A 24,333-nucleotide genomic window follows, 5' to 3' on the forward strand; every position below is an offset into this window, starting at 1 on the left:
AGACCGTAACCGGCGAGGGGCACAATGAGCGTTTCGGCGTACCCATCTTCCACCACATCCTGCAGTCACCCCCCTGCCATCACCGGGCTACAGGAACTGCCGCGTCCCGACGGGACGCTGCACGGCAGCCGGGTCAAGCGCAACACGGGCGTCTTGAAGCGCATCCGTAGCCTCACCCACGACACGCTCGAACTGACCGTCACCTGCGAGCCGGGGTCGCAACCGCTCCACCATCTGGCCGGCCAGTACGCGACCCTCCACACCTCCGACCTCGACAAGCCGCGCTCGTACTCGTTCGCCAAGGCGCCGTCGCAGGAGGCAGCAGGCGAGTACACCTTCTTCGTCCGACTGGTGCCGGGTGGAGCCTTCTCGGGATGGCTCTTCGAGCAGGACCGGACCGGTGCCACGCTTGCCATCGCCGGTCCGCTCGGCAAGTTCGGCCTCGACGACAGCGACCGGACGATCGTCGCCATCGCCGGCGGCAGCGGGATGAGCGCGATCAAGGCGCTCCTCGAGGATGCCACCACGAGGAAGGTGGCGCGCGACTGCGTGTTCCTCTACGGAGCGCGCACACAGGGGGACCTGTACTGCCAGGACGAGATCGAGGAGATCCGGAGGTCCTGGCATCCGGACCACACGTTCGAGAGCGTCATGGTGTTGTCGGACGAGCCGGCGGGATCCACCTGGGACGGTCCGACCGGCTTTGTGACGGACCATCTGAACGAGCACTACCTGCGAAACGGGAAGCTGCGGGCGGACGACGTCACGGTTCTGTTCTGCGGTCCCCCGCCGATGGTTGACGCCGGTGTGGCGGTCCTCGGCGCCGCCGGTGTGTCGGCGGAACACATCCGGTACGACAAGTTCGAGGACGCGACGTCGCCCGCGCCGGTCATCAACAACCTGTCCTGTGTGCTCTGCGACGAGTGCCTCCTCGTCAAGCCCGTGGAAGGCTGCATCGTCGAGGTGTCCGAGCTGATGGTCGCGCCCGACTCGGAATCGGTCGGGTATCAACCGGTGCGACCGGCGGAGACTTCGGGGGTCTACTACAACACCCTTCTCATCGACCCCGAGAAGTGCATCCGCTGCTACGCCTGTGTCGAGGCGTGTCCGACCGACGCCATCTCGCCGGACCACGACCCGATCCCTCAGACGCTGCGGGCGTCCCTCCACGCCTGATGCCGACCTGACCCGCCGGCCTCCGTCCGCTCGTCCCGACCTGCGCAGCCGTCGCGGCCCGCCGCTCACGACGAAGGAGCATCCTCATGACCACCTTGGACACGCCCAACCAAGCCGCCGCCATCGTCGCCGATCCGGCGCCGGAGCCGGCGCCCGCCGCCAACCCACTCGCCGGGAACCCGGGCATGGTCGGGCTTCCCGTCGCGATCTCCGGGGCCACCGGGCTCGTGCTCGTGAACGCGGGCTGGTTCCCCGACGGCGCGCTGGCGGGGACTCTGTCGATCCTGTTCGCCTGCACGAGCATCGGCATGCTCATCGCGACCATCTGGAGCGCAGCCCTCGCGCAGAACCCGGCTGCCAGCATCTACGGGGCCTTCTTCGGCTTCTACGCCAGCTACACGGCGCTGGTCATCGGCCTCCAGCACAACTGGTTCGGGGAGACGCCGGACAGCGGGACCGCCGCGATCACGACCTGGCTCGTGTGCTTCAGCGTCCTCTTCGCCGTGATGACCCTGACGAGCCTGCGTCTGCCGTTCGCCTTCACGTTCATCATCGCGGCCGTCGAGCTCGCGCTGCTCGTGCTGCTGCTCGGCACCGTGCTCGGCTCGACGGGGATCATCCGAGCCGGCGCCGCCTGTGTCGCGATCTTCCTGGGCACTGCCATCTATCTCTACGTCGACGCGATGTCGCGGGAGACGGGCGGCGACGGGCTCCCGCTCGGCCGGCCGCTCAAGAGCTGACCGGCGCAGGGCCGCGCCCGTCCGCCGGCGCGGCCACGCCCGTTCCCGAGGGAAGCGTCATGACCACCACCACTGTCGCCATCATCCATCCGGCAGCCGGTGCGGCCTGCGACCTGCGCGGGCGCGCCCTGCGTGACCTGCGGCTGTCGGTCACCGACCGGTGCAACTTTCGCTGCACCTACTGCATGCCCCGGGAGCGGTTCGGGCGCGAGCACGCTTTCCTTCCCCGCAGCGCGTTGCTCGAGTTCGACGAGATCGTCAGGATCGCGCGGGTGTTCGTCGAGCTGGGTGTCCGGAAGATCCGGCTCACCGGCGGTGAACCGCTGCTCCGCCGCGGCCTGCCCGATCTGGTGGCACGACTGCGCTCGCTCGATCCCGCCCTGGACCTCGCCCTCACGACGAACGGGACACTTCTGCGGGCACTCGCCCCCGCGCTGGCTGCGGCGGGGCTGACCCGGGTGACGGTCAGCCTCGACTCGCTCGACGACGACGTGTTCCGGGTGATGACCGACTCGCCCTTCAGTGTCTCGGACGTCCTCCGGGGGATCGCTGCTGCCACCAAGGCAGGGCTGGGACCGATCAAGATCAACACTGTGGTGCGTCGCGGACTCAACGACCAGCCGGGTCCCGGCGGGTTCCTCGCGCTGGCCGACCACTTCCGGGGTACCGGCCAGATCGTCCGTTTCATCGAGTACATGGACGTCGGTGCCACCAACGGTTGGGCGGGCGAGGAAGTCGTGCCGGCGGCCGAGATCGTCGGTGCCCTCGATGACCGCTTCGGCCTGGAGCCGGTCGACGCCGCCTACCCCGGCGAGGTGGCAGGGCGCTACCGCTACCGGGACGGCGCGGGAGAGGTCGGCATGATCGGCTCGGTGACCCGGCCGTTTTGCGGGGACTGCACCCGTGCCCGGCTGGCCGCCGACGGGCAGCTCTACGCGTGTCTGTTCGCCGCGTTCGGTACGGACCTGCGAGGCCCGCTGCGGTCCGGGCTCGGAGACGACCAGCTGGAGAGCCTGATCAGGAAGTGGTGGAACGGCCGGGACGACCGCTACTCGGAGTTGCGCGGTCACCGCTCGGTCAGCGGTCCGGACCGGATCGAGATGTCCTACGTCGGAGGCTGATCGAGATGACCGTCGTCGATGTGGCCGCGGCCGGTGACACCGTCCGTCCGACAGGCCACCGATGCGGCGGCCGCTCCGCGCGCCGCGTCGCCGAGCACGCCGCGCTCGCGGCCGCGCTGCTCGCGCCGCCGGAGGGGTTGACCGTGCCGCTGCGCGCCTGCCTCGGCCGGCAGCTGGTCGCACCGGTCCGCGCGCGCAGGGACATGCCGGCGTTCGACAACTCCGCGATGGACGGCTACGCCCTGCGCTTCACTGATCTCGGCCCCACGGGACTGCCGGTCGCCGGGCACATCCCGGCCGGAGCGCCGCTCGGCACGCTCGTTCCGGGGACGGCACAGCGCATCATGACCGGTGCCCCGCTGCCCGCCGGCGCGGACACCGTCGTCCCGGTCGAGCTCACCGACAACGGCCGCCGGCACGTGCGCGTCGACGGTCCGATCGAGGCCGGCCGTCACATCCGTCGCCGCGGCGAGGACGTCCGCGCAGGCGAGACGGTGCTGTCCGCGGGAATCCGCCTCGGCCCCCAGCACCTGGCAGCGGCGGCGGCGTGCGGGGTGGGCGAGCTGCACGTCCGCCGGCCGCTGCGGGTCGCAGTCCTGTCCGCGGGCTCGGAGCTCGTGGGTGTGGGCGAGGACGTTCGGCCCGGCCAGACCTACGACAGCAACGGCACGCTGCTGGTCGCGGCCCTGGGCGGGTGTGGGGTCGACGTCGAGCCGCTGCCGCTGGTCACGGACCGGCCCGAGGACCTGGCCGCGCTGCTCGCGCGCCGCCTCGACCACTTCGACCTGCTCGTCACCTCCGGCGGGATCAGTGCGGGCGATCACGAGGTCGTCCGCGAGGTCCTCGCTCCCGGCGGCGTCGACTTCACCGCCGTAGGGCTGAAGCCCGGTGGTGCCCAGGGAGTCGGTCGCTACCATGGCATCCCGGTCATCGCGCTGCCCGGCAACCCGCTCGCGTGCTGGGTCGGGTTCGAGCTCTTCGTGCGGCCGGCAATCAGCGCCCTCTGCGGCGTGCCGGGCCGGCCGCGGTTGACCGCCCGGTCCTCCGTCGCACTGAGGGCAGCTCCCGGCAGGGTCACCGTCGTGCCGTCGACGCTCGACGTCGCAGCCGGCGTGGTGAGCCCGGTGCGCACCGTGGGGTCGCACTCCTTCCGGGCTCTGTCCGCGGCGGACTGCTTCGTCGAGCTGGACGCGACCGGCGTAGCGATCGCGGCGGGGGACGTCGTGCCGGTCCGGCGGGTGGTGTGACCCTCGGCGGAGCACCGCGAGCGCTGTGCATTTCCGCACCGCCGCGGGGAGCTTTCGTCATTGTCCGTGGATTGGTGCATACCTAGCGTCGGGTGACACCACCAGGACCTTCGCCGGTGAGGCGCCGTGCCGCCCGGGCCGGCATGTGAGGAGAAGTGCATGGCACTCGAGATGAACATCGTCGACCGGGACGTCACCGCTACGACGGAAGCAGGCGCACGGTCTCAGACCGCCTTCGCCCCGGGCGACGTCATCGCCAACTTCGTCGGCGGTGCGGAGGTCGTTCCCGCCGAAGGGCGGGTCCTCCCCGTCACCAACCCTGCCACCGGCAAGCGGGTCCGCGATGTCGTGCTGTCGGACGCGGACGACGTCGACGCGGCGGTCGCCGCCGCCAGATCCGCGCAGCGGGAATGGGCGGCGACCTCTCTGGCCGGACGAGCCGCGGTGATGTACGACGTGCGCGATGCGCTCCGCCGTCACCTGGACGACCTCGCGGCCGTCGTTGTCGAGGAGAACGGCAAGACCTTCGAGGACGCCCGCGGTGAGATCAAGCGCGGCCTGGAGTCGATCGAGTACGCATGTGGTCTCCCCACCAACCTGCAGGGTGGCTACAGCGCTGAGGTCGCCCGCGGCGTGGACGTGCACTCGACGCGCGAGCCCATCGGGGTCGTCGGTTGCATCACGCCGTTCAACTTCCCGGTCATGGTGCCGCTGTGGATGCTTGCGAACGCCCTGGCGTGCGGCAACGCGGCGATCGTCAAGCCGTCGGAGAAGGACCCGGGCCCGACCGTCATGCTGGCCCGCATCCTCACCAACGCCGGCGTCCCCGCTGGCGTCCTCAACGTGGTGAACGGCGAGGCTGCCGCGGTGAACGCGCTGCTCGCGCACCCCGGCGTCGCCGGTGTGAGCTTCGTCGGGTCGACCCCGATCGCACGACACGTATACGAGAACGGCACGGCCACCGGCAAGCGGGTCCAGGCGCTCGGCGGGGCGAAGAACCACATGGTCGTCACGGAGGCCGCCGACCTCGACGCCGCCGCGAGGGCCGCGGTCGGGGCGGCCTACGGCGCCGGTGGCGAGCGCTGTATGGCCGTGTCCGTGCTGGTGGCGGTCGGCGACGAGGTGGCCGACGGCCTGGTCGGGCGCATCCGCACGCTCGCCGACGGCGTCAGTGTGGGCCCGGGCAACGAGGCGGGTGTCGACTTCGGACCACTCATCACCCTCGAGCACCGCGATCGCGTCGCCTCCTACCTCGACGCCGGTACGGAGGCCGGGGCGGAGATCGTCGTCGACGGGCGCAGCCACCCGCTGTACACCAGGGACGGCTACTTCATCGGCCCGTCCCTCGTGGACCGGGTGAGGCCGGAGATGTCGGTCTACACCGACGAGATCTTCGGACCGGTGCTCGCCGTCGTGCGCGTCCGGACCCTCGACGAGGCGATCGGGCTGGTGAACGACAACCCGTACGGCAACGGGGCGGCGATTTTCACCCGCGACGGCCGGGAGGCTCGGGAGTTCCAGACCTCGACCAATATCGGGATGATCGGCGTTAACGTGCCGATCCCGGTGCCCGTCGGGTGGTTCTCCTTCGGCGGCTGGAAGGCATCGCTGTTCGGCGACTCGCACATGTACGGCGACGACGGCGTCCGCTTCTTCACCAGGCAGCGGGTCGTAACGTCACGCTGGGCTTAATCGGACGGCACGCGCTCGCCGATCCGGGGCCGGCACCGGGCGCCGTCCAGCGCCGGCCCCGACGGCACCCTCGCCTCAACCGTGCAAGTTTGCACGAAGAGGCGCGATCGCACGTCGAGAGAGGTGCAATGATGCACGGATGATCTCGGCCGACGACCTGAGCTACTTCCTCGCGGTCGCTCGGCACGGTCGGTTGGTGCGGGCAGCCGAGGAACTGAAGGTCGACCACACGACGGTCGGGCGCCGGCTGACCACGCTCGAACGGGCCCTCGGGCAGCGGCTGTTCGACCGCAAGCCCGGCGGCTGGGTCCTGACCGAGCCCGGCCAACTGCTCGTCGAACCCGCCGAACGCGTCGCAGCGGCCGTCCTGTCGGCCCACGAGCTGCTCGGCGGTCGCGGCTCGCGGCTGCGCGGGAACGTGCGCCTGCTCGTCCCCGACGGCTTCGGAGCCTTCCTGCTCGCACCCGCCCTGTCGCGCCTGCGCAGCCTCCACCCCGATCTCACCGTCGAGATCGTCACGGCCACCGTGCACCTGGCGCAGAGCGTGCGGACGTTCGATCTCGCCGTGACCCTCGAGGAACCCACCTCACACCGGGTCAAACGACGCTTCCTGACCGCCTACAAACTCGGCCTCTACGCGACCGAGGCGTATCTCGCCAGTCACGAACCGATCACTTCGATCGACGACCTGGCACGGCACACGCTCATCTGGTACGTCGACCAGCTGCTCGACGTCGCACCGCTCCGCCGGATCCACGACGTGCTCCCCGGACCCGCCCCGATCCAATCGACGAACCTCATCGCGCACTGGCAGGCCGCGGCCACCGGCGTGGGCGTCGCACCGTTGCCGAAGTTCATTGCAAACGGGGACCCGCGCCTCGTGCGGGTTCTCGACCAGGTCGAGTTCGAGGGTGGATACTGGTTGGTCCTGCCCAAGGAGCACATGAGGCTGGCCCGCGTCAACGCCCTGATCGAGATGATCGACTGGATGATCGCCGACCGGCGTCTGGATCTGCTGGGCTGAGCCCGCCGCCCACGACGACCGCCAAACGTCGCGCGTTCTCGTCGCCCGTGCATTCCGGAGCAGACGACTGCGATTCGGCTCTGCATTCCTGCACATCACTGCGCTGAACTGGTCGTTGTTGATGCTCCACGACGCTCCTAATGTCCGAATCGGCACCGCGCACCGGATCAGCGGTGGTGACGGTCCCGCCGGGACCGGTCTTGCCGACCTGCATGAGGAGAACGATGGGCGACTACCCCTTCGACCTGGGCCCCTACAGCCGCCCGATCACCACGTCCTCCCCGGAGGCTCAGACGTGGTTCGACCGCGGCCTCAACTGGATCTTCGCTTACAACCACGAGGAAGCCGACGCCTGCTTCCAGAAGGCGCTCGAGCACGATCCCGACTGCGCGATGGCGCTGTGGGGGATCGCCTACGTGATCGGACCGAACTACAACAAGCCGTGGGAGCTGTTCGACGAGCGCGAGATCGCCGAGACGCTCCGTCGATCCCGGGAGTCCAACGCCGCCGCTCGCAGCCGGATGGCGGGTGCCAACGAGGTCGAGCAGGCGCTGATCGAGGCGCTGGACCACCGCTACCAGTCTGAGGACCCGGTCCCCAACCTCTACGTGTGGAGCGACGCGTACGCGAACGCGATGCGCGAGGTCTACAAGAAGTTCCCCGAACACCCGGACGTCGCAGTGCTCTTCGCCGAGGCGATGATGAACCGCACGCCGTGGAACATGTGGGACGTGCGGACTGGCGAGCCGACGGAAGGCGCAAACAGCACCGAGGCCCGCGAGGTTCTCGAGACCGCCATCCAGCAGGTCCGGGATCGCGGCGAGCCGGCTCATCCCGGCCTGTGGCACCTCTACGTGCACCTCATGGAGATGTCCTCGACACCCGAGGCCGCCCTCAAGGTCGGCGACGAGCTCCGTCGCCTCGTCCCCGACTCCGGACATCTGCCTCACATGCCCACGCACATCGACGTGCTCTGCGGCAACTACCAGGACGTCGTGGACTGGAACCACATCGGCATCGAGAAGGACGTCAAGTACTGGGAGTATGCGGGCGCCCTCAACTTCTACTCGATGTACCGGGTCCACAACTACCACTTCAAGATGTACGGGGCGATGTTCCTCGGGCAGTTCGAGCCCGCCATGGAAGCCGCGCGCACGATGCTCGAGACCATTCCCGACGAGCTCGTCCGGGTGCAGAGCCCACCCATGGCGGACTGGATCGAAGCCTACATGTCGGTCAGGACGCACGTGCTCGTGCGCTTCGGCCGATGGCAGGAGCTCATCGACGATCCCCTTCCCGAGGACGTCGACCTGTACTGCGTGACCACGGCGATGAACTACTACGGTAAGGGTGTCGCCCATGCCGCGCTCAAGCAGCACGCCGAGGCCGCGGAGGCTCAGCGCCTCTACGAGGAGGCGGTGGCCAAGGTGCCACCGACACGGCACCTGCACGTGGTGCAGTGCCTGCCGATCCTGGCCGTCGGGAGCGAGATGCTGGCCGGTGAGATCGAGTACCAGAAGGGCAATCATGAGGTCGCGTTCGACCGGCTGCGGCGAGCGGTGGCTCTCGAGGACGCGCTTGCGTACGACGAGCCATGGGGCTGGATGATGCCGAGCCGCCACGCCCTCGGTGCGCTGTTGCTCGAGCAGGGTCACGTGGAGGAGGCGTGCGAGGCATACGAAGCCGACCTCGGGCTCAATGACTCGGTGATCCGGGCGAACCGGCACCCGAACAACGTGTGGGCTCTGCTGGGTCTGCACGAGTGCTACGTCCGCCTGGGCCGGACGACCGAGGCGAACATGATCAGGCCCTCGCTCGACTTCGCGCTCGCCAGGGCAGACCGTTCGATCTCGGCGACCCGTGCGTCGTGCTTCTGCGCCGGACGTTAGCCACCGTCGATCTCCGTCGGTCCGGGCTGAACCGGTGCGGACCGGCGGGGAGCACGTTCTCAGCTGACGGCGAGCAGCCAACCACCACGGCCGGGACCGGCGATCGCGGGGACCTGGCAGCCGGGTCGTCGGTACCTGATGTCGACGCCCCGGGCCGGACGAGATCACGAGAGGGGCTCATGACTCCCACGATGAAGGCCGCGATCCTCGAAGAGGGCGCCGACTCCGTGAAGATCGAAGAGGTGCCGCGGCCCAAGCCGGGGCGCGGCGAGGTGTTGCTGAAGGTAGCCGGATGCGGGATCTGTCGGAGTGACCTGTCGGTCGTCCGGGGACACATCCCGGTGCGGCGTCCGTGCGTGCCCGGGCACGAGGTGTCAGGAGTCGTCGCCGAGCACGGCCCGGGGGTCCACGACGCCGCTCCCGCCGTGGGCGACATGGTCACCAGCGCATTCGTCCTGCCGTGCAGCACGTGCGTCGAATGCGCGGCCGGAAGGGACGACCTCTGCCGCCGGTTCTTCGCGGAGAACCGGGCCCTGGGCGTCCTCTACGACGGCACGTCGCGCCTCCGGCGTGCCGATGGCACTGCGTTGTGGATGTTCTCGATGTCCGGCATGGCCGAGTATGCCGTCATCCCGGCCTCGAGCGTCTTCACACTCCCACCAGCCCTGCCCCTGGTCGAGTCGGCCGTGGTCGGGTGTGCGATGTTCACCGCGTACGGCGCCGTGCGACGCACGGCCGACCTGCGGGTCGGTGAGACCGTCGCCGTGGTCGCCGCAGGCGGTGTCGGATCCAACATCGTCCAGCTCGCCCGGGCGTTCGGCGCCTCGCGCGTCATCGCGGTGGACGTCGGCGACGACAAACTGGCGGCTGCCCGGCGCCTCGGTGCGACGGATGTCGTGAACTCCCGGGAGGTCGGTGCCGAGGCAGCGGTGCGGGACCTCACCGGTGGATTGGGCGTCGACGTCGCCTTCGAGGCACTCGGCCACCCGGCCACGTTCACCGAGGCCATCTCGCTCGTACGCGACGGCGGCCGCATGGTGTCTGTCGGGCTCTCGACGGAGTCCGCTCAGGTCCCGATCAACCGAGTGGTCCGGAGCCGCGTGGCCGTACTCGGCTCCTACGGCGCGCGCACGCGGACCGACATGCCCGCACTCCTGCGACTGCTCGGGTCAGGCGCTGTGAGGTCGCACGACGTCGTCACGCGCAGGGTCGCTCTCGAAGACCTGAACGACTCGTTGGATGCTCTCGAACAGGGGCAGATCGTCGGCAGGGCCGTCGTCGACCTGTCCGACGACGGCTCCTGACACGACGGGCCAAACGCGGCGTGTTCCCTGCTCCCGAAGGCCGGAGCCGGAGCGTCGCAGATGCGATTACACATATCGATGAGCGCCTTGACCTACCCCGGCGGCTCCCAAACAATTTTCTCAATACCCGAGGTTACGGCTCGGTGGGCCTCGCGACCGGATCAACGCCCGCCGGTCCCGCGGCGTTTGCGAAGCGATCACGATGGGCGTGATCAATCATGCGTTCGGCTACGAGGAGGTAGTGGAGATGGGCTGGAACCTCGACGGGGTGTGGACCGAGTCCTGCACCTGCAGCATCACCTGTCCGTGCAATCTGAACGAGGATCCGACGTACGGCAACTGTGACGTTGCGTTCTGTTTCCACATCACTTCGGGCCAGGTGGACGGCGTGGATGTCGGCGGAATCCCGGTCGTGTGGACGGTGAACCTGCCCGGTGCGTTCACGGCGGGGAACGCGATGGCGCGGCTGTACATCCACGACGGTGCGTCGCAGGAACAGCGCGAGGCATTGGAGCCGATCTTCCACGGCAAGCGTGGGGGGGTGTGGGAGGTGCTGGCGGGCATCGTCAAGGAGTGGTTGGAGACGAAGTACGCCCCGATCACGGTGGAGGACGGCGAGACGACCCGCACCGTCACGGTGGGTGACTTCGGGCAGATCGTGGCCGAGCCGGTGGTCGACCATCGGGGGGAGAAGGCGCTGCTGATGGAGCCGCCGCTGCTCACACCGTTGTCCGTGCAACGGTTCGAGATCAGCAGGGGCGCGGGGACCGAGTGGCGGGACCCGGACATGAAGGCGTGGTCGGGCGTGCACGCGGGCCGCACCAAGTTCACGTGGTCCAGCGAGCCGCCCGCGACCGACGAGGCCGGAATGGCGGCAGCCGCGGTCTGACACCGGCAGCCGACCTCGTCCGCAGACAACCGACGACCCGGAAGGAGTTCCACACATGACCAGTACTGAGGTCAAGCACACGTACATGCTCGAGGGCACTCTGCTCGAGGCCTGCGAGTGCGGTGTCCTGTGCCCCTGCTGGATCGGGGAGAACCCCGACAATGGCAACTGCGACAGCTTCAACGCCTATGCGATCGAGAACGGTCAGATCGACGGCGTGGACGTCTCGGGGCTGAACATCGTCAAGATCGCCCGCATTCCCGGGAACGTCCTCAAGGAGAAGAGCTGGATCTGCGTGTACTTCGTCGACGAACGTGCGACGGCGGAGCAGAAGGAGAAGCTCCTCGCCCTGTTCAACGGTGCGCTCGGCGGACCGCTCTGCGACCTGGCCGGCTTGATCGGTGAGGTGCGCGGCGTCTACGACGCCCCGATCGAGCACAAGGTCGTTAACGGCGAGGGCAGTTTGGTGATCCCTGGGCGTCTCGAGAGCTATATGACGCCCTTCAAGAGCGCTTACGGGGAGACCACCACGCTGCACGACACCGTCTTCTCGACGATTCCCGGCGGGCCGGCCTGGGTTAGCAAGGCGACCGTGCACAAGGTCAACATCCCGGAGCACGACCTGGTGTGGGAGTTCGAGGGCCGCAACGCGATCCAGGGCACGTTCCGGTTCGAGCACTGACCCTGGGCCGGGTCACCGAGCTGACGGTCCGGGGGCGCGTTCGCCAACGCGTCCCCGGCCGTGTCCGGCCATGCATCTTGAGCCGGACGCGACGGACGAGCAGGCGGAGGACACGTCATGGGACAGGAGTTGCCCGTCGTCGACCGCAGCCGGAGCGGGTGCGGATGTGGATCGCGTTGCTCGTGCAGCGCCGGTGCGTGCACCTGCGGGAGCGGTACGACCGTGCGGGAGAAGAGCCGGGACACAGTGGGGCACCACATCGCTGGTCGCCGGGTCGCGGGGACTTCCGGCCGGAGCGCGCCGGTGTTCGACCCCGCACGTGGTGAGGTGGTCTGCCAGGTCGCGCTGGCGTCGACGGAGGAGGTCGACCGGGCCGTCGATGTCGCGGTCGGGGCTGCGCCGGGCTGGGCGCGGGCGCCGCTCGCCCAGCGGACCGAGGTGATGTTCGAGGTGCGGGCCGCCCTGCGCCGCGGCATCGGCGAGCTGGCCGAACTGATCACCCGGGAGAACGGCAAGACCTTGGCCGACGCCCTCGGCGAGGTGCGCCGCGGCCTGGAGTCCGTCGAGTTCGCCTGTGGTCTGGCTGCCAACACGGCCGGCACCCACAGCACCTCGGTCGCGTCGGGTGTCGACGTGCACTCCCTGCGGGAGCCGCTCGGGGTGGTCGGCTGCATCACGCCGTTCAACTTCCCGGTCATGGTTCCGCTGTGGATGCTCGCCAACGCGCTGTCGGTGGGCAACGCAGTCGTGTTCAAGCCCTCCGAACGGGCCCCGTCGGCGCCACTGCGGTTGGTGGAGCTGATGGAGGGGGCGGGCCTGCCCCGCGGGGTCCTCAACGTGGTCAACGGGGACAAGTCGGCCGTCGACCGGATCCTCGATCACACGTCGATCGACGCGATCAGCTTCGTCGGGTCCACGCCGGTCGCCTCCAGCATCTACACGCGCGCGAGCGCGGCCGGTAAGCGGGTCCAGGCACTCGGCGGGGCGAAGAACCACATGGTGGTCCTGCCCGACGCCGACCTCGCTGCCGCGGCCGATGCGGCGATCGGCGCGGCCTACGGCGCCGCGGGCGAGCGCTGCATGGCGGTCTCCGCCGTCGTCGCGGTCGGACCCGCCGCGGACGGGCTCGTCGCGGCCCTCGCCGAGCGGCTCGGACGGCTCCGGGTCGGACCCGGCACCGAGGAGGTCGACTACGGCCCGCTCGTCACCGCCGCACACCGCGCCCGAGTGGCCTCCTACCTCGACCTCGCGCACGAGCAGGGCGCGGAGATCGTGGTGGATGGCCGGACCCACCCGGTCTGCGACGGACCCGGCTTTTTCCTCGGCCCCAGCCTGCTCGACCGGGTCACGACCGGGATGACGCCGTACCAGGACGAGATCTTCGGCCCCGTCCTCTCGGTGCTGCGTGTCGAGACGCTGAACGACGCGCTTCGCATGGTCAACGAGAACCCGTACGGGAACGGGACAGCGATCTTCACGCGCGACGGCAGAGCCGCCCGGCGCTTCGAGCGGGAATCCAAGATCGGCATGGTCGGCGTGAACGTGCCGATCCCCGTGCCGGTCGGGTGGTTCTCCTTCGGCGGGTGGAAGTCCTCGCTGTTCGGCGACTCACACATGTACGGACCGGACGGGGTGCGCTTCTTCACCCGCCAGAAGGTCGTGACCGCCCGATGGTGACGGGCGAGCACCTCGTCCACCGGGCGTAGCGCATGCCGGACGGGGCACTTCCGCCACCGCTGCTCGTGCTGGCGCGGCGGCTCGTCGCGCCGGGTCGGGGTCTTCTCGACCTCTCCGACGTGGACGGGGCGCTGTCGTCACGGCTACTCGTCGCCGACGTGCTGCCGAGCCTGGCCGCCAAGCAGAGCGTGCGCCGGTGGGTGCTGTCGACGCCGGGGCTCCCGCGGACGGTGGCCGCTGCCATACTGGATGCTGCTGCGTTCGACGGGCATCAGGACGGGACGTCTCCGGCGTTTACGGCCGGGGCCCAACGGATTCTTCCCGGGTTCGCAGTGCGGCCGACGGTCGAGCGAATCCTCGCCGACCGGCTGCGCGGCTGTCGCGCGCGAGGTGCGCTGTTCGCCCGGTGCCGGGCGCCGGGCCCCGGCGCTGCCCGTGGAACTGCGCGCGTCGCGGCGAGCTCCGCGCTCATGTGCCAGGCGGCCGGACTGGTTCCCGTGATCGAGGTCGTCACGACCGATCCGGGGGACGAGGCTCCCAACACCGCCCCGGACGCCGCAGTCGCCGCGCTGGTGGTCACCGTGCAGGAGTTGAAGCTCGCCGGAGTCGATCCGCGCTCGGTCGTCCTGGCGTCGGACCTGCCGGCGTGCTTCATCGGTCCAGCTCCCGGCGACCTCACGGGTTCCGCAGCCCTGGCCTCTGCCGCCCTCGCGGTGGCTGTGCCGCGCGAGATAGCCGGCGTCGTTCTCGACCTGACGACCGTCGCTCCGTCCCTCGACGGGCAGCCGCCCGCCGCCCTGCATCTGTCCGGCCTGCGCCGCGGCACCTGGTGCGCGGGTCCGTCGATCCTCGCCGAGGCGCTGTGCACATGGGCGGGGAACGAGGATCGCGTGCCGGCGGCGCAGGCCGTTCTCGCAGGCCGTCTCGCGGTGCTGCGCGCCGCTGAGCGCGTCGGGGGCTGTCCTGCGGTCCGCGAAGGCGGGTAGGCGTCAGTGCTGCGCCCGCCGTCGTCAACGGCCCGGAACCGGCCGTCACGCGAAGCTCGTGAAGGACAGCGCCGCCAGGCCGGCTCCACCGACGAGCAGTGTCGACAGCGCACCGAGCGCGATGCCGCGCCGTCCGGTCCGGAGCAGCGCCCCAATCCGCACGCTCGCTCCGAGGCCGAAGAGCGCGGCGGCGAACAGGAGCGTGGCCAGGACCTGGCCGGCCGCCAGGATGCTCTGCGGCACGATCCCGGTGCTGCGCACGCCCATCATCGCGAGGAAACCCACGACGAAGAGGGGGATGAGCGGTGGGCGCGTGCCGCTGCCCACGCCGCGGCGGCGCCTGCCGATGCTGACCGCGGCGACCATGGGCGCCAGGAGCACAACCCGGGTGAGCTTGACGACGACCGCGATCGCCACTGCCGCGGCACCGGCGGGCGACGCCGCCGCGACGACCTGCGCCACTTCGTGGACGCTCAACCCGGCCCATGCGCCGAGGCGTTCCGGCTCCATGTCGAGCCCCCCGCCAATCGCGGGCACGACCGCGATCGCCAGGCTCCCGAAGAGCGTCACCAACGCGATCCCGGTCGCCACTTCCTCCTTGTCAGCCTCGGTGACGCTGTCCATCGCCGCTATCGCCGACGCACCGCAGATCGAGAATCCGGTGGCGACCATGAGCCGGAGGCCGGGGGAGACCCCGAGCATCCGGCCGAGGACCAGCGTCCCGCAGAACGCGACGAGCACGGTCGCGACGACGGCCAGCACCGTCGCCCACCCGAGTCCGAACACCTGGCTCAATCCGAGCTGCAGACCGAGCAGTACGACGCCCAGGCGAAGGAGCTTCTTCGTCGCCCACCGCGTGCCCTCCTGCGCGCTCGCCGGCAAGGCGCCGCCGATGAGCACACCGAACAGAACGGCGGCGGTCAGGGCGCTCATGACAGGAGCGACGAGGTTGACCGCGAAGGCGACACCGGTTCCCACACCCACCGCGAGCAAGCCGGGTGCGAGGGCGCGGATCCTCGGAAGCCAGCGGGTCGCGCTGTCTGTTCGTGTACTCGTCACGTCATCGATCGTGATCCCCACGAGGTGGGCCCGTGAACCCGTCGATCAACGACCGCGTCATAACCTGACGGAATGACGCGGCTCCCGGATCTCGAGTCTCTCCGGCTGTTGACGCTGGTCGAGGAGCAGGGCAGCCTGACGCTCGCCGCCGCCGCCATGGATGTGAGCCAGCCCATGGCCAGCAAGCGCATGTCGGCGCTGGAACGCTCACTCGGTGTGCGCCTGATTGACCGCACGCGCCGCGGCTCGACGCTCACGGAGGCCGGCGGACTCGTGTCGGGCTGGGCGCGACGCGTCCTCGACGAGGTCGGTGGCCTCCTCGACGGCGTCGAGGCCCTCCGGCGCCAGAACGCGGCACAGCTCACGGTGGCCGCGAGCCTGACCGTCGCCGAGCATCTGCTGCCGGCGTGGATCGGTGACCTGCGCCGGCGTCATCCGGCTCTGCCGGTGGGGTTGCAGGTGACGAACTCGGCGCAGGTGATGGAGCTGGTTCGGCAGGGAACCGTCGAGCTGGGTTTCATCGAGTCACCGGGGCGGTCGGCCGGGCTCCGCACGCGGACGGTCGCGAGGGACCGCCTGGTCCTCGTGGTGGCGCCCGACCATCCGTGGGTGCGGCGCAGGAGTCCGGTCGGCCCTGCGGAGCTGGCCGCCACACCGCTCGTCAGCCGCGAGCGGGGATCGGGGACCCGGGAGACGGCCGATCATGCGATCAGTGCTGCGGGTGGCGTCGCGGCGGCCGCCCCGCTGCTCGAGCTCGGATCGTCGACGGCGGTGCGCAGCGCTGTGACCGCGGGGGCCGGCCCCGCCCTGCTGAGCGAGCTGGTCGTCGCCCCGGACCTCGCGTCCGGAACTCTGGTGGAGGTTCCCACCGACGGCGTCGCACTCTCTCGAGAGCTGCGAGCGGTGTGGCGGGCCGGGGCGCGGCCGGCGGGTGCCGCCGGGGAGCTTCTAGCCCGGGCGTTGAACGCGCCGCTACGCAGGCCGGTCCACCGTCAGCCACCCCAGCGCGAGACGAACCAGGACACGGCTCCGGTGTCCGGGTCGTAGGTGCGGCGAGAGAGCGTTCCGATGTCCGCGCCGTAGACGTGGATCCCGATACAAGGGACGTCCCCACCGCAGGCGACCATGTGCACGTCGTCGTCCTTGGTGCAACACACCGTCACCTCTCCCGGCGTCCAATCGTGTGCGGGCAGCGATCGCAGCGGCTCGTCAGGACGGGTGGGCTTGACGTAGGGCACCTCGTGCTCGACACCGGAGTGGATGCCGACGACCCCCCACGTCTCGTGCCCGTGCACCGGCGTCCGTTGCCCGACGTTCCACACCGCGCAGGCGATTGAGAACCGACCGTCGGCGGCGACATACAACGGGCGCATCACGTACCTGTCGGGCAACGGGGTGGTCGTCTCCTCGGGCAGCTGCAGGCCGGAGGTCAGCAGCACGCGCAGCCGCTCGGCCACTCGCTCGGTGACCTCACGTTCGGTCGTGGCGGTGGCGACGACGCGTTCCAGGTCAGCGACGAAGGCGTCGAGGTCATAGGTCTGAGTGGACTCGGTACTTGGCATCGAGCTGTCCTCCTCACGGACGAGCGGTGGGCGGCGAGACGGGCGGCGAGGCCCGGCGCAGTCGCCGAGCGCACGAGATCGGCCAGGTCCTGGTCCCGGTCGTCCGGGGTGAGGGAGCGACGGTGGAACGCTGCGCGCGCGACCTCTCCGCGCCCGCGACCTCGGCGGTGATGCGGGCGACGGTGGCATCCCAGCCATCCTGAGGAACGACCGCGGTCAGCAGGCCGAGGCGCAGTGCTTCCTCGGCGTCGAGCACCCGGCCGCCGGAGTGGATGGCAAGGGCGGCGTCGGCGCCCACGCGCCGGGCAAGCCGGCGGGTGCCGAGTACGACGCCGAACCGGAGACCCGGCATCCGGAACCGGGTGCCGGGTGCGGCGACGCGGTGGGTGCAGGCGCAGACGAGGTCCGCTGCGACGCCGTGGGCGAGTGCGAGGGTGACGAACGGCGCGTGGTCGACCGCCCGCAGGGACTGCTCGATCCGGACGAACCGGCGGAGGAGCTCGCCCTCCCCGTCGGGCGCAGCGTCGGCGTCGCCGAGATCGAAACCCGCACCGAACCCGGGGCCTGCCCCGCACACCACGAGGACGTCGGCGGTGCCGGGTTCGGCCTCGTCCACCGTCGCGAGCAGATCCTCCACGAGCTCGGCCGAAAACGCGTCGTAGCGATCCAGCCGATCCAGCGTCAGCACACCCTCCTGCCGCTGCGAGCGCAGGACGGTCACGATGCTGTTCGCCTCCGGGTGAACGGAAGTGCGTCCAGTACTTCGTCGGTGTGCTCGCCGAGACCGGGCGGCGGCCAGCGCAGTGCAGGATTCTCCCCGTCGAAGCGCAGCGGCGAGAGGAAGGTCTTCGTCCGCTCGCCGTTGGGCAGTGTCAGGGGCCGTACCCAGCCCATGTGGGCGGTCTGCGCATCAGCGAGGGCATCGGAGTAGCTGTTGACCGGCGCGCACGGGACGCCTGCTGCGCCGAAGACCTCCATCAGAGCGGCGACCGTTCGCTCGGCACAGAAGTTCTCGAAGATCTCCTTCAGTGCCTTCTGGTTGCTTGCCCGCAGGGTCGTCGTCGCGAACCGCGCGTCGTGCGCGAGGTACGGCCTGCCGATGGCCCGGCATGCCGCGGCGAAAAGCGAGTCGTTGCCCGCGGCGACCGCAAGGTGGCCGTCCGCGGCGGGGAACGCTTCGTAGGGGGCGTTGCGGGGATGAGCGGAGCCCAGCTTGCCGGGATCGATGCCGAAGCCGAAGTACTCGCTCGTCTGCAAGGCGGACACGGCCAGCGTGCAGCCGAACATGGACGCGTCGATGTGTGTGCCCTTGCCCGACCCCGCAGTCGCCCGTAGCGCCGATGCGACCGCGAACGCCGCGTACAACCCCGTGGCGAAGTCCGCCATCGGAACCCCGCACTTGACCGGGGAGCGCCCGGGCTCGCCGGTGACGCTCATGATCCCGCTCATCGCCTGGATCGTGAGGTCGAATCCACCCTCGCTGGCGCGCGGCCCGGTCTGGCCGTAGGCCGAGATCGAGCAGTAGACGATCCGCGGGTTCAGCTCGCTGACCGCTGCGTAGTCCAGGCCGAGCCGGGTCATGACGCCCGGCCGGTTGTTCTCGATCAGCACGTCCGCCTCGGCCAGCAGGGCGCGCGCCGCCTCGTGATCCGCGCGGGACTTGAGGTCGAGAGCGACGGAGCGCTTGTTGCGGTTGAGCGAGGCGAAGTTCTCGCTGTAGCCCCCCGTCAGCGGGGGCCAGGCCCGCATGCTGTCCCCTCCATGGGGGCTCTCCACCTTTACGACGTCGGCACCCATGTCGCCGAGGAGCATCCCGCAGAACGGGCCCGCGGCCACGCTGCAGATCTCGATCACCCGGAGGCCGTCCAGTGGCGCCTTCATCCGATCGACGTCCCTTCGCGTATCTCCCCGACATCGTGGGCCGGGTAGCTGCGGCAGCCGAGTTCCGACGAGATCGCCCGTGCGGTGTCGAGCACCGCACCGCGAAGGAAGCCTTCGCGTTCGAGGATCCGTTCGACGGGGCCGGACACGCCGACCGCCGCCTCCGCGTGCCCCGCGGCGTTGAACACCGGAGCCGCGATGCCTCCGACAGCGCCCCGCCACTCTCCGCGGTTGATCGCGCATCCGGCCCGGCGGGCCTGCGCCAGCTCGCGCTGCAGCGCATCGGGATCCGTGATGCTGCGGTTGGTGTGCGGGATGAGGGTCGCCGTCACCTCGGCGAGAACCTCCTCGGAGGCCCACGACAGGAGGGCCTTCCCGGACGCGACGCAATGGGCCGGAGCCCGGCCGCCGACCGAGGAGTACGCACGGATTGGCTGCGGGCTCTCCACCTTGTCGAGGTAGACCACATCGGTGCCGTCGAGGGCCGACAGGTGTACCGACTCCTCGGTCAGCTCGGCCAGCCTGCGGATGTGCGGACCGGAGCATCGTCGCACGTCGACCCGTTCCATGATCGCGCTCGCGAGCTCGAACAGCTTGAGGGTGCACTCGTACCCCCGGCCGTCCGGGGACTGCCGCGCGTACCCGGCCGCGAGCAACGTCTGCAGCGTGCGATGGACGTTGCTCCGGGTGAGGTCGAGTTCTCGCGCGAGGTCGCTGACTCCTCGCGGCGTGCCGCTGCGCGCCACCGTCTCGAGTACGCGCAGCCCCTTCAGCAGTGTGCTGTCCATCGTGTCCCAACATACGTGACGCTGTTCCGTAGTTCGAGCGTATGGGCGACTCGGCCGATCGTCAAACCGAGCGCCGGTCAGCTGGCACCGCTCCCGAGGTTTGACACCGATGGGGCGATCTGGTGTCATCCATATCATTAATTGAGCACGCGTCCTAAATATCAGGACAAGCTGTATCCGGTCGCCGGCACCCGGCGCGACTGATCGGGTTCGGCGCTCGCCGTGCTCCCTATCTGCATCCCGGCCATGGGGAGAGCCCGATGAGTACCGCCCTCCGTCCTGCCCTCCGCGGTGTTGCGGTCGCAGTCGCGGTCGCCGCCTTGACCCTGTCGGGTGTCGCACCTGCCTCCGCCCACGTGACCGCGCAGCCGGGCACCGCGGAGCAGGGCGGCTACACGGTGATCAATTTCCGGGTCCCGAACGAGTCGGACACGGCGGGAACCATCAAGGTCGAGATCTCGTTGCCGCTCGAGCACCCGATCACCTCCGCGCGCACCACGCAACAACCGGGATGGACCGCAGTCGTCACCCGCAGCACGCTGCCGTCACCAGTGCAGCGCGGCGAACGGTCCTTCACCGAGGCCGTGAGCGCGGTGACATGGACGGCGGACCCAGGGACGCGCATCGGCCCCGGCGAGTTCGTCGACTTCCCGCTCTCGGTCGGTCCGCTGCCGACCGACACGGATTCACTCGTCTTCCCCGCCATCCAGACCTATGACGACGGGGAGGTCGTCGCCTGGAACGAGATCCCGGGCCCCGGCAACGCCGAGCCCGAGCGGCCGGCGCCGTCCGTGACGCTCGCGCCGGCCGGCGCGACGACCGCGGCCGACCATGGCCAGACCACGGGTAGCACGGTGGATGCGCCGAACTCCGACAACGTCGCACGCTGGCTCGGCGTGGGTGCGCTCGTCGTGGCTCTATCGGCTCTCCTCGGTGTCGCCCTCACGCGGCGGCGACACGCCGGTGCGCGGGCCGAGGACCGCACGCCGTCGGAGACACGCTCGTGACGGGGAGACCGGGTGGTCGGTGCGAGCAGCCGAATGGATCGCGTGGCGACATGAGCGAGGATAGGGCCCGGCCCGCCGCCACGGGCATGCTCGGAACCCTGGCCAACGGTGTGCAGGTCGTCGAGGTCCTGGCCGATGGTCCGTGCACCATCCGGGAGATCGCCGAGATGGTCCGCCTGCCACGCCAGACGACCTATCGGCTCGTGCACACGCTCTGTGCGCTCGGCTGGGTCCGCCGCGAACCCGACGACGACACCTACTGGCTTGCCAGCAGACTGTGGGAGATCGCCATGCGCTCCGGCGACGAACCACCACTGCCGGAGATCTGTGCCGGCGCTGTGCACGCCCTCGCCACCCGGTTCAAGGAGACCGTGCACTTGTCGGTGTACGACCGTGGCGAGGTCGTGTACGTCGCCAAGGCCGACGGTGTCCCACCACTGACGTCGTACACGGCGGTCGGGGCAAGGGCGCCCGCGTACAGCGTCGCCACCGGCAAGGTGCTGCTCGCCCACCAGCCGGACCGGGTGCAGCGGGCGGTGCTCGAGCGCCCACTCGTCCGCCATACCGCTCTCACCCTGTGTGACGTTCGTCTGCTCCGCCGTGAGCTCAAGAGGATCCGATCCCAGGGGTTCGCCGTGAACCGCGGTGAGTGGCGGGCGGGGATCGGCGGCATCGCCGTGGTGGTCCCGTCGACCCGCGGGCGCGCAGCGGCCGCCATCGGCTTCTCAGGGCCTGCCGACCGGCTCTTGCGCAGACGGACAGTCCTGCTCGATGCACTGAGAACCGCGGTGGAGCAGATGCACACGGTGGGGGGCGAGGCGAGCGACGAGCCTTCACTCGCCGGAAGCACATGACGAAGGTGGGGTCGGTGGCGTCCGTCCCGGGCCCGAGAAGGACGGAGGATGTGATGACGGAGGTCGTGGATCGCCCCGGCGCGAGCCGGATGGCACGCTTGCGCGCCCGCCTGGGTCTGGAGGGTCGGCGCGGTGTCCTTACCGGGCTGCTCGCCGTCATCCTCGGCGCCTGGGCGGTGGCCGTCGTCGCCTCCGTACTGGCGTCCGGTGCTCAGGGCAGGGCGGTTGCCGCGCTGTGGGCACTCGGCGGGCACGGCCACGCCGTGGCCGTGGACGTCGCCGCCGGCACGCTCGGGCTCGCCGCGGCGCTGGCCCTCGTCGCCCTGGCGTGGATCGTGATGACGGCTGCGATGATGCTGCCCTCCTCCGTTCCGATGATCACCCTGTTCGTGGCCACCGCGCAGAAGGTGCCGGGATGGCGACTCTCCTTCTGCTACTTCCTGCTCGGGTACTTCACCGTCTGGGTCGGGTTCGGGATGCTGGCGTTCGGGGTCGATCTCGGGGTGAACGCGCTGGCGCAGGCCTGGCCATGGCTCGCCGACAACTGGCAGGTCGTGGTGGCCACCGCTCTGGCCATGGGCGCCATCTGGCAGCTCACTCCGCTGAAGGACGCCTGCCTGAAGGAGTGCCGTCACCCGGTCTCCTTCCTGCTGCGCTACTACCGACGAGGTGGCAGCGCCGGATGGCAGCTCGGCATCCGGCACGGCGTCTTCTGCGTCGGGTGCTGCTGGGCGCTGATGCTGGTGATGGTCGTCTCCGGCGCCGCGCAGCTCGCGCTGATGGGGATCCTGGCGCTGATCATGTTCGTGGAGAAGGCCATGCCGTGGGGCGAAAAGGTCGTGCGTCCCGTCGGCATCGCCTTCGCGGTGGCTGCGGTCACTGTCCTGTTCCTCGGCTCCGGCGCTCACACACACCTCGGGTGAGCCCGGAACCGCCGATCGGGAGGGTCGGCAGATGTCGATGACGGTGAAGTCGTCCGATCCCGGACGCCCGTCTCCCGACGGGGCGCCTCGTGGAGTGCGCGCTCGGCCGGGACGTGCGTTCGCCCGACCGCGGGCCGGACATGCGACGACCGGCGTCGGGCGAGGTGGCGGCCTGTTCGCGATCGTGGCCCTGGCAGTGGCGTCGGCAGTGGGCGTCGCGCTGGGTTCGGCGGGGCCGGACGGCCCCGCGCTCGGCGCGCTCCTGCCGGTGACGCGAGCGGGCATCATCACCGGCTTCGCGGTGATGGTCGGTGTCAGCCTCCTGCCGCCGCTGCTCGGACCGGACGAGGGCGATGCCCCGGTGTGGGCCGCCGCCCGCCGGCTGGGGCTTCTTGGGGCCGGGCTCGCGGTGGGGTCGTCCATCGGGCACCTCCTCGCCCGCGTGGACCAGATCGCGCCCGGAGCTGGCCTCCGACCGGTGCTCGTGCTGCGCTACGTGGCGACCTTCACCGTCGGCAAGGCCCTCGTTGCGGCAGCGATGGCAGGCCTCGCCTATCTCATTCTGGCCGGCAGGCGTGGCTTCCTTCCCCGGCGAGACGCGGCGGCCGGAATCATGATCGCCTTCGTCGGCGTGCTGCCCGTCAGCTTGTCGGGGCACGCAAGTCACGTGGAGGCCGACTTCGGGGGACCCATGGTTCTCGCGATGGCCGGGCACGTCCTCGGTGCCATGTGCTGGGTAGGTGTGCTGACCGTCCTCGCCGCCGTGCTGCGCGGTTACCCGTCGGCGCTCGCCCGGACTCTGCCACGGTACTCGCGGTTCGCCGGAGGATGTGCGGCGCTCGTCGCGCTGACGGGTTCGTTAAGCGCCGCGGTGATCCTCACGGCCGAGGCCGGCGCGGAAACCTCGTGGACCGAAGTGCTCACCGATCCCTACGGCCTGCTCGTGCTGGCGAAGCTCGCCGGACTGCTGATCGTCGTCGCGCTAGGGGCGAGAATCCGCTTCACCTTCCTTCCCGGTTTGAGGGAAGGACGCGTGGGGACAACGGTGCGCTGGATCCTCGTCGAGGTAGCTGCGATGGGAGCTGTCTTCGGCATCGCGGCGCTGCTCGCCGGAGCGTCGCCCACGCTCTGACGCTGCGGCTTCGCCGTGAGCCGGTGGCTCGAGTTCGCGGACGGTTGATCCGGTTGCGTCCAGGTAGTGGTGCAGCTCCGCGGCCTCGGCAATGCAGCTGAGCACGTGAAGGGCCGCCGGGTGACGCTCTGTGTGAACCGAACTGGCCCAGACTGACCCCTTGGCGGCGCGTGGGTTCCAGTACTTGTCGCAACACCTTGATCGTTGGCGGGGTGTGCGAATGGGCAGGCGTGGTCGGAAGCGGCAGTTGGGCGGACACTCGACCCCAGGGTCGCCGTCGGCGATGTGCAGTCGGGTCTCACCCCTGCGACGTCGTGGGCACGGTCGAGCCGGCCCGCCGCCAGGTGAGGAGGCCGAGGACGACGAGCCACAGCATCGACGGGATGACGAAATCCCCCGAACAGCAGCGGCATCGGGACGACGTCCAGACCGAGGAACTTGGTGGTGCCGGCGACGATGGCGCCCGTTCCGGTGACGACGGCGACCCACCCGATAGCGGGCGGGTAGGGCCTGTCCTGCAGGTCGGTGTAGCCATGACACGGTGGTGGCGATGATGATCTCGACGGGGAAGTGGCGGGCGCGTTTGGCGTAGCGGGTGGCCAGACCGCGGAACTGTTTGAGCCGGTTGAAGCAGCGCTCCACGACGTTGCGGCCGGCGTAGACGGCGGGGTCGAACGCGGGCGGCCGGCCGCCGCGGGCA

22 protein-coding genes are annotated in these 24,333 nt (G+C 70.1%); 17 read left to right on the forward strand and 5 right to left on the reverse strand.

Annotation, left to right across the window (positions count from 1 at the left end):
* The first annotated feature begins 24 nt into the window (after positions 1-24).
* The 12 genes from AB7J25_RS11500 to AB7J25_RS11555 all read left to right on the forward strand — a co-directional run bounded on the left by AB7J25_RS11500 (position 25) and on the right by AB7J25_RS11555 (position 14,427).
* Positions 25-1,176 carry a 4Fe-4S binding protein gene (locus AB7J25_RS11500; protein ID WP_428507992.1) on the forward strand — a complete coding sequence of 384 codons (1,152 nt, stop codon included), beginning with the start codon at positions 25-27 and terminating at the stop codon, positions 1,174-1,176.
* A gap of 86 nt (positions 1,177-1,262) precedes the next feature.
* The gene (locus tag AB7J25_RS11505) at positions 1,263-1,916 is read left to right on the forward strand and encodes a GPR1/FUN34/YaaH family transporter (protein WP_428507994.1); all 654 of its coding nucleotides are present in this window, start codon (positions 1,263-1,265) and stop codon (positions 1,914-1,916) included.
* Positions 1,917-1,975: 59 nt separating this feature from the next.
* Positions 1,976-3,037 (forward strand): GTP 3',8-cyclase MoaA, encoded by a 1,062-nt coding sequence (gene moaA / locus AB7J25_RS11510; protein ID WP_428507996.1) that lies wholly within the window; start codon positions 1,976-1,978, stop codon positions 3,035-3,037.
* A 5-nt stretch (positions 3,038-3,042) separates the two neighbouring features.
* On the forward strand, positions 3,043-4,284 hold the full coding sequence (locus tag AB7J25_RS11515; RefSeq protein ID WP_428507998.1) for a molybdopterin molybdotransferase MoeA: 1,242 nt from the start codon (positions 3,043-3,045) through the stop codon (positions 4,282-4,284).
* Positions 4,285-4,443: 159 nt separating this feature from the next.
* Positions 4,444-5,976, forward strand: a complete 1,533-nt coding sequence (gene mmsA / locus AB7J25_RS11520) for a CoA-acylating methylmalonate-semialdehyde dehydrogenase (protein WP_428508000.1) — start codon at positions 4,444-4,446, stop codon at positions 5,974-5,976.
* 139 nt (positions 5,977-6,115) lie between these two features.
* Positions 6,116-7,000 carry a LysR family transcriptional regulator gene (locus tag AB7J25_RS11525; RefSeq protein WP_428508002.1) on the forward strand — a complete coding sequence of 295 codons (885 nt, stop codon included), beginning with the start codon at positions 6,116-6,118 and terminating at the stop codon, positions 6,998-7,000.
* A gap of 224 nt (positions 7,001-7,224) precedes the next feature.
* Positions 7,225-8,889 carry a hypothetical protein gene (locus AB7J25_RS11530; RefSeq protein WP_428508004.1) on the forward strand — a complete coding sequence of 555 codons (1,665 nt, stop codon included), beginning with the start codon at positions 7,225-7,227 and terminating at the stop codon, positions 8,887-8,889.
* Positions 8,890-9,068: 179 nt separating this feature from the next.
* Positions 9,069-10,193 (forward strand): zinc-binding dehydrogenase, encoded by a 1,125-nt coding sequence (locus AB7J25_RS11535; protein ID WP_428508006.1) that lies wholly within the window; start codon positions 9,069-9,071, stop codon positions 10,191-10,193.
* A 208-nt stretch (positions 10,194-10,401) separates the two neighbouring features.
* On the forward strand, positions 10,402-11,082 hold the full coding sequence (locus AB7J25_RS11540; RefSeq protein WP_428508008.1) for a DUF1326 domain-containing protein: 681 nt from the start codon (positions 10,402-10,404) through the stop codon (positions 11,080-11,082).
* A gap of 55 nt (positions 11,083-11,137) precedes the next feature.
* Complete coding sequence (locus tag AB7J25_RS11545; RefSeq protein ID WP_428508010.1) at positions 11,138-11,764, forward strand: DUF1326 domain-containing protein; 627 nt, start codon at positions 11,138-11,140, stop codon at positions 11,762-11,764.
* A gap of 222 nt (positions 11,765-11,986) precedes the next feature.
* Positions 11,987-13,441 (forward strand): CoA-acylating methylmalonate-semialdehyde dehydrogenase, encoded by a 1,455-nt coding sequence (locus AB7J25_RS11550; RefSeq protein ID WP_428508012.1) that lies wholly within the window; start codon positions 11,987-11,989, stop codon positions 13,439-13,441.
* Between the two features lie 32 nt (positions 13,442-13,473).
* Positions 13,474-14,427 carry a hypothetical protein gene (locus tag AB7J25_RS11555; RefSeq protein ID WP_428508014.1) on the forward strand — a complete coding sequence of 318 codons (954 nt, stop codon included), beginning with the start codon at positions 13,474-13,476 and terminating at the stop codon, positions 14,425-14,427.
* A gap of 45 nt (positions 14,428-14,472) precedes the next feature.
* Here the strand turns inward: AB7J25_RS11555 and AB7J25_RS11560 are convergent, their stop codons facing one another.
* Positions 14,473-15,441 (reverse strand): YeiH family protein, encoded by a 969-nt coding sequence (locus AB7J25_RS11560; protein WP_428508033.1) that lies wholly within the window; start codon positions 15,439-15,441, stop codon positions 14,473-14,475.
* A gap of 117 nt (positions 15,442-15,558) precedes the next feature.
* On the opposite strand from AB7J25_RS11560, the gene AB7J25_RS11565 reads away from it, so the two are divergent.
* Positions 15,559-16,533 carry a LysR substrate-binding domain-containing protein gene (locus AB7J25_RS11565; protein WP_428508016.1) on the forward strand — a complete coding sequence of 325 codons (975 nt, stop codon included), beginning with the start codon at positions 15,559-15,561 and terminating at the stop codon, positions 16,531-16,533.
* On the opposite strand, the gene AB7J25_RS11570 is transcribed toward AB7J25_RS11565, so the two are convergent.
* The 4 genes from AB7J25_RS11570 to AB7J25_RS11585 are packed head-to-tail and all read right to left on the reverse strand — an operon-like array spanning position 16,479 to position 19,717.
* A complete protein-coding gene (locus AB7J25_RS11570) occupies positions 16,479-17,048 on the reverse strand; it encodes a hypothetical protein (protein ID WP_428508018.1) in 570 nt (189 codons plus the stop codon). The two genes, AB7J25_RS11565 and AB7J25_RS11570, sit on opposite strands and share 55 nt — an antisense overlap.
* Positions 17,049-17,061: 13 nt before the next feature.
* Positions 17,062-17,769, reverse strand: a complete 708-nt coding sequence (locus AB7J25_RS11575; protein WP_428508019.1) for an enoyl-CoA hydratase/isomerase family protein — start codon at positions 17,767-17,769, stop codon at positions 17,062-17,064.
* Positions 17,766-18,929, reverse strand: a complete 1,164-nt coding sequence (locus AB7J25_RS11580; protein ID WP_428508021.1) for a CaiB/BaiF CoA transferase family protein — start codon at positions 18,927-18,929, stop codon at positions 17,766-17,768. Before AB7J25_RS11580 ends, AB7J25_RS11575 begins: the two co-directional genes overlap by 4 nt.
* The gene (locus AB7J25_RS11585) at positions 18,926-19,717 is read right to left on the reverse strand and encodes an IclR family transcriptional regulator (RefSeq protein WP_428508023.1); all 792 of its coding nucleotides are present in this window, start codon (positions 19,715-19,717) and stop codon (positions 18,926-18,928) included. The genes AB7J25_RS11580 and AB7J25_RS11585 overlap by 4 nt, the downstream gene beginning before the upstream one ends.
* A gap of 356 nt (positions 19,718-20,073) precedes the next feature.
* Here AB7J25_RS11585 and AB7J25_RS11590 point away from each other — a divergent pair, with 356 nt between their 5' ends.
* From AB7J25_RS11590 to AB7J25_RS11605, 4 genes are all read left to right on the forward strand, one after another.
* Positions 20,074-20,724 carry a YcnI family protein gene (locus AB7J25_RS11590; RefSeq protein ID WP_428508025.1) on the forward strand — a complete coding sequence of 217 codons (651 nt, stop codon included), beginning with the start codon at positions 20,074-20,076 and terminating at the stop codon, positions 20,722-20,724.
* A 50-nt stretch (positions 20,725-20,774) separates the two neighbouring features.
* Positions 20,775-21,578, forward strand: coding sequence for an IclR family transcriptional regulator (locus AB7J25_RS11595; RefSeq protein WP_428508027.1), 804 nt, complete (start codon positions 20,775-20,777; stop codon positions 21,576-21,578).
* A gap of 53 nt (positions 21,579-21,631) precedes the next feature.
* Positions 21,632-22,501 carry a DUF2182 domain-containing protein gene (locus tag AB7J25_RS11600; RefSeq protein ID WP_428508029.1) on the forward strand — a complete coding sequence of 290 codons (870 nt, stop codon included), beginning with the start codon at positions 21,632-21,634 and terminating at the stop codon, positions 22,499-22,501.
* Positions 22,502-22,709: 208 nt separating this feature from the next.
* Positions 22,710-23,633 (forward strand): copper resistance D family protein, encoded by a 924-nt coding sequence (locus tag AB7J25_RS11605; protein ID WP_428508031.1) that lies wholly within the window; start codon positions 22,710-22,712, stop codon positions 23,631-23,633.
* Positions 23,634-24,333: the final 700 nt, after the last annotated feature.

Origin of the sequence: Pseudonocardia sp., assembly GCF_050246655.1 — a bacterium.
Classification (GTDB): domain Bacteria; phylum Actinomycetota; class Actinomycetes; order Mycobacteriales; family Pseudonocardiaceae; genus Pseudonocardia.

What these genes read in the sequence shown, in the direction of transcription:
- AB7J25_RS11535 (WP_428508006.1), top strand. Translation starts at nt 9,069, where the DNA reads ATGACTCCCACGATGAAGGCCGCGATCCTCGAAGAGGGCGCCGACTCC.
- AB7J25_RS11500 (WP_428507992.1), top strand. Translation starts at nt 25, where the DNA reads ATGAGCGTTTCGGCGTACCCATCTTCCACCACATCCTGCAGTCACCCC.
- mmsA (WP_428508000.1), top strand. Translation starts at nt 4,444, where the DNA reads ATGGCACTCGAGATGAACATCGTCGACCGGGACGTCACCGCTACGACG.
- AB7J25_RS11555 (WP_428508014.1), top strand. Translation starts at nt 13,474, where the DNA reads ATGCCGGACGGGGCACTTCCGCCACCGCTGCTCGTGCTGGCGCGGCGG.
- AB7J25_RS11530 (WP_428508004.1), top strand. Translation starts at nt 7,225, where the DNA reads ATGGGCGACTACCCCTTCGACCTGGGCCCCTACAGCCGCCCGATCACC.
- moaA (WP_428507996.1), top strand. Translation starts at nt 1,976, where the DNA reads ATGACCACCACCACTGTCGCCATCATCCATCCGGCAGCCGGTGCGGCC.
- AB7J25_RS11585 (WP_428508023.1), bottom strand. Translation starts at nt 19,717, where the DNA reads ATGGACAGCACACTGCTGAAGGGGCTGCGCGTACTCGAGACGGTGGCG.
- AB7J25_RS11570 (WP_428508018.1), bottom strand. Translation starts at nt 17,048, where the DNA reads ATGCCAAGTACCGAGTCCACTCAGACCTATGACCTCGACGCCTTCGTC.
- AB7J25_RS11565 (WP_428508016.1), top strand. Translation starts at nt 15,559, where the DNA reads ATGACGCGGCTCCCGGATCTCGAGTCTCTCCGGCTGTTGACGCTGGTC.
- AB7J25_RS11525 (WP_428508002.1), top strand. Translation starts at nt 6,116, where the DNA reads ATGATCTCGGCCGACGACCTGAGCTACTTCCTCGCGGTCGCTCGGCAC.
- AB7J25_RS11600 (WP_428508029.1), top strand. Translation starts at nt 21,632, where the DNA reads ATGACGGAGGTCGTGGATCGCCCCGGCGCGAGCCGGATGGCACGCTTG.
- AB7J25_RS11545 (WP_428508010.1), top strand. Translation starts at nt 11,138, where the DNA reads ATGACCAGTACTGAGGTCAAGCACACGTACATGCTCGAGGGCACTCTG.
- AB7J25_RS11515 (WP_428507998.1), top strand. Translation starts at nt 3,043, where the DNA reads ATGACCGTCGTCGATGTGGCCGCGGCCGGTGACACCGTCCGTCCGACA.
- AB7J25_RS11580 (WP_428508021.1), bottom strand. Translation starts at nt 18,929, where the DNA reads ATGAAGGCGCCACTGGACGGCCTCCGGGTGATCGAGATCTGCAGCGTG.
- AB7J25_RS11595 (WP_428508027.1), top strand. Translation starts at nt 20,775, where the DNA reads ATGAGCGAGGATAGGGCCCGGCCCGCCGCCACGGGCATGCTCGGAACC.
- AB7J25_RS11505 (WP_428507994.1), top strand. Translation starts at nt 1,263, where the DNA reads ATGACCACCTTGGACACGCCCAACCAAGCCGCCGCCATCGTCGCCGAT.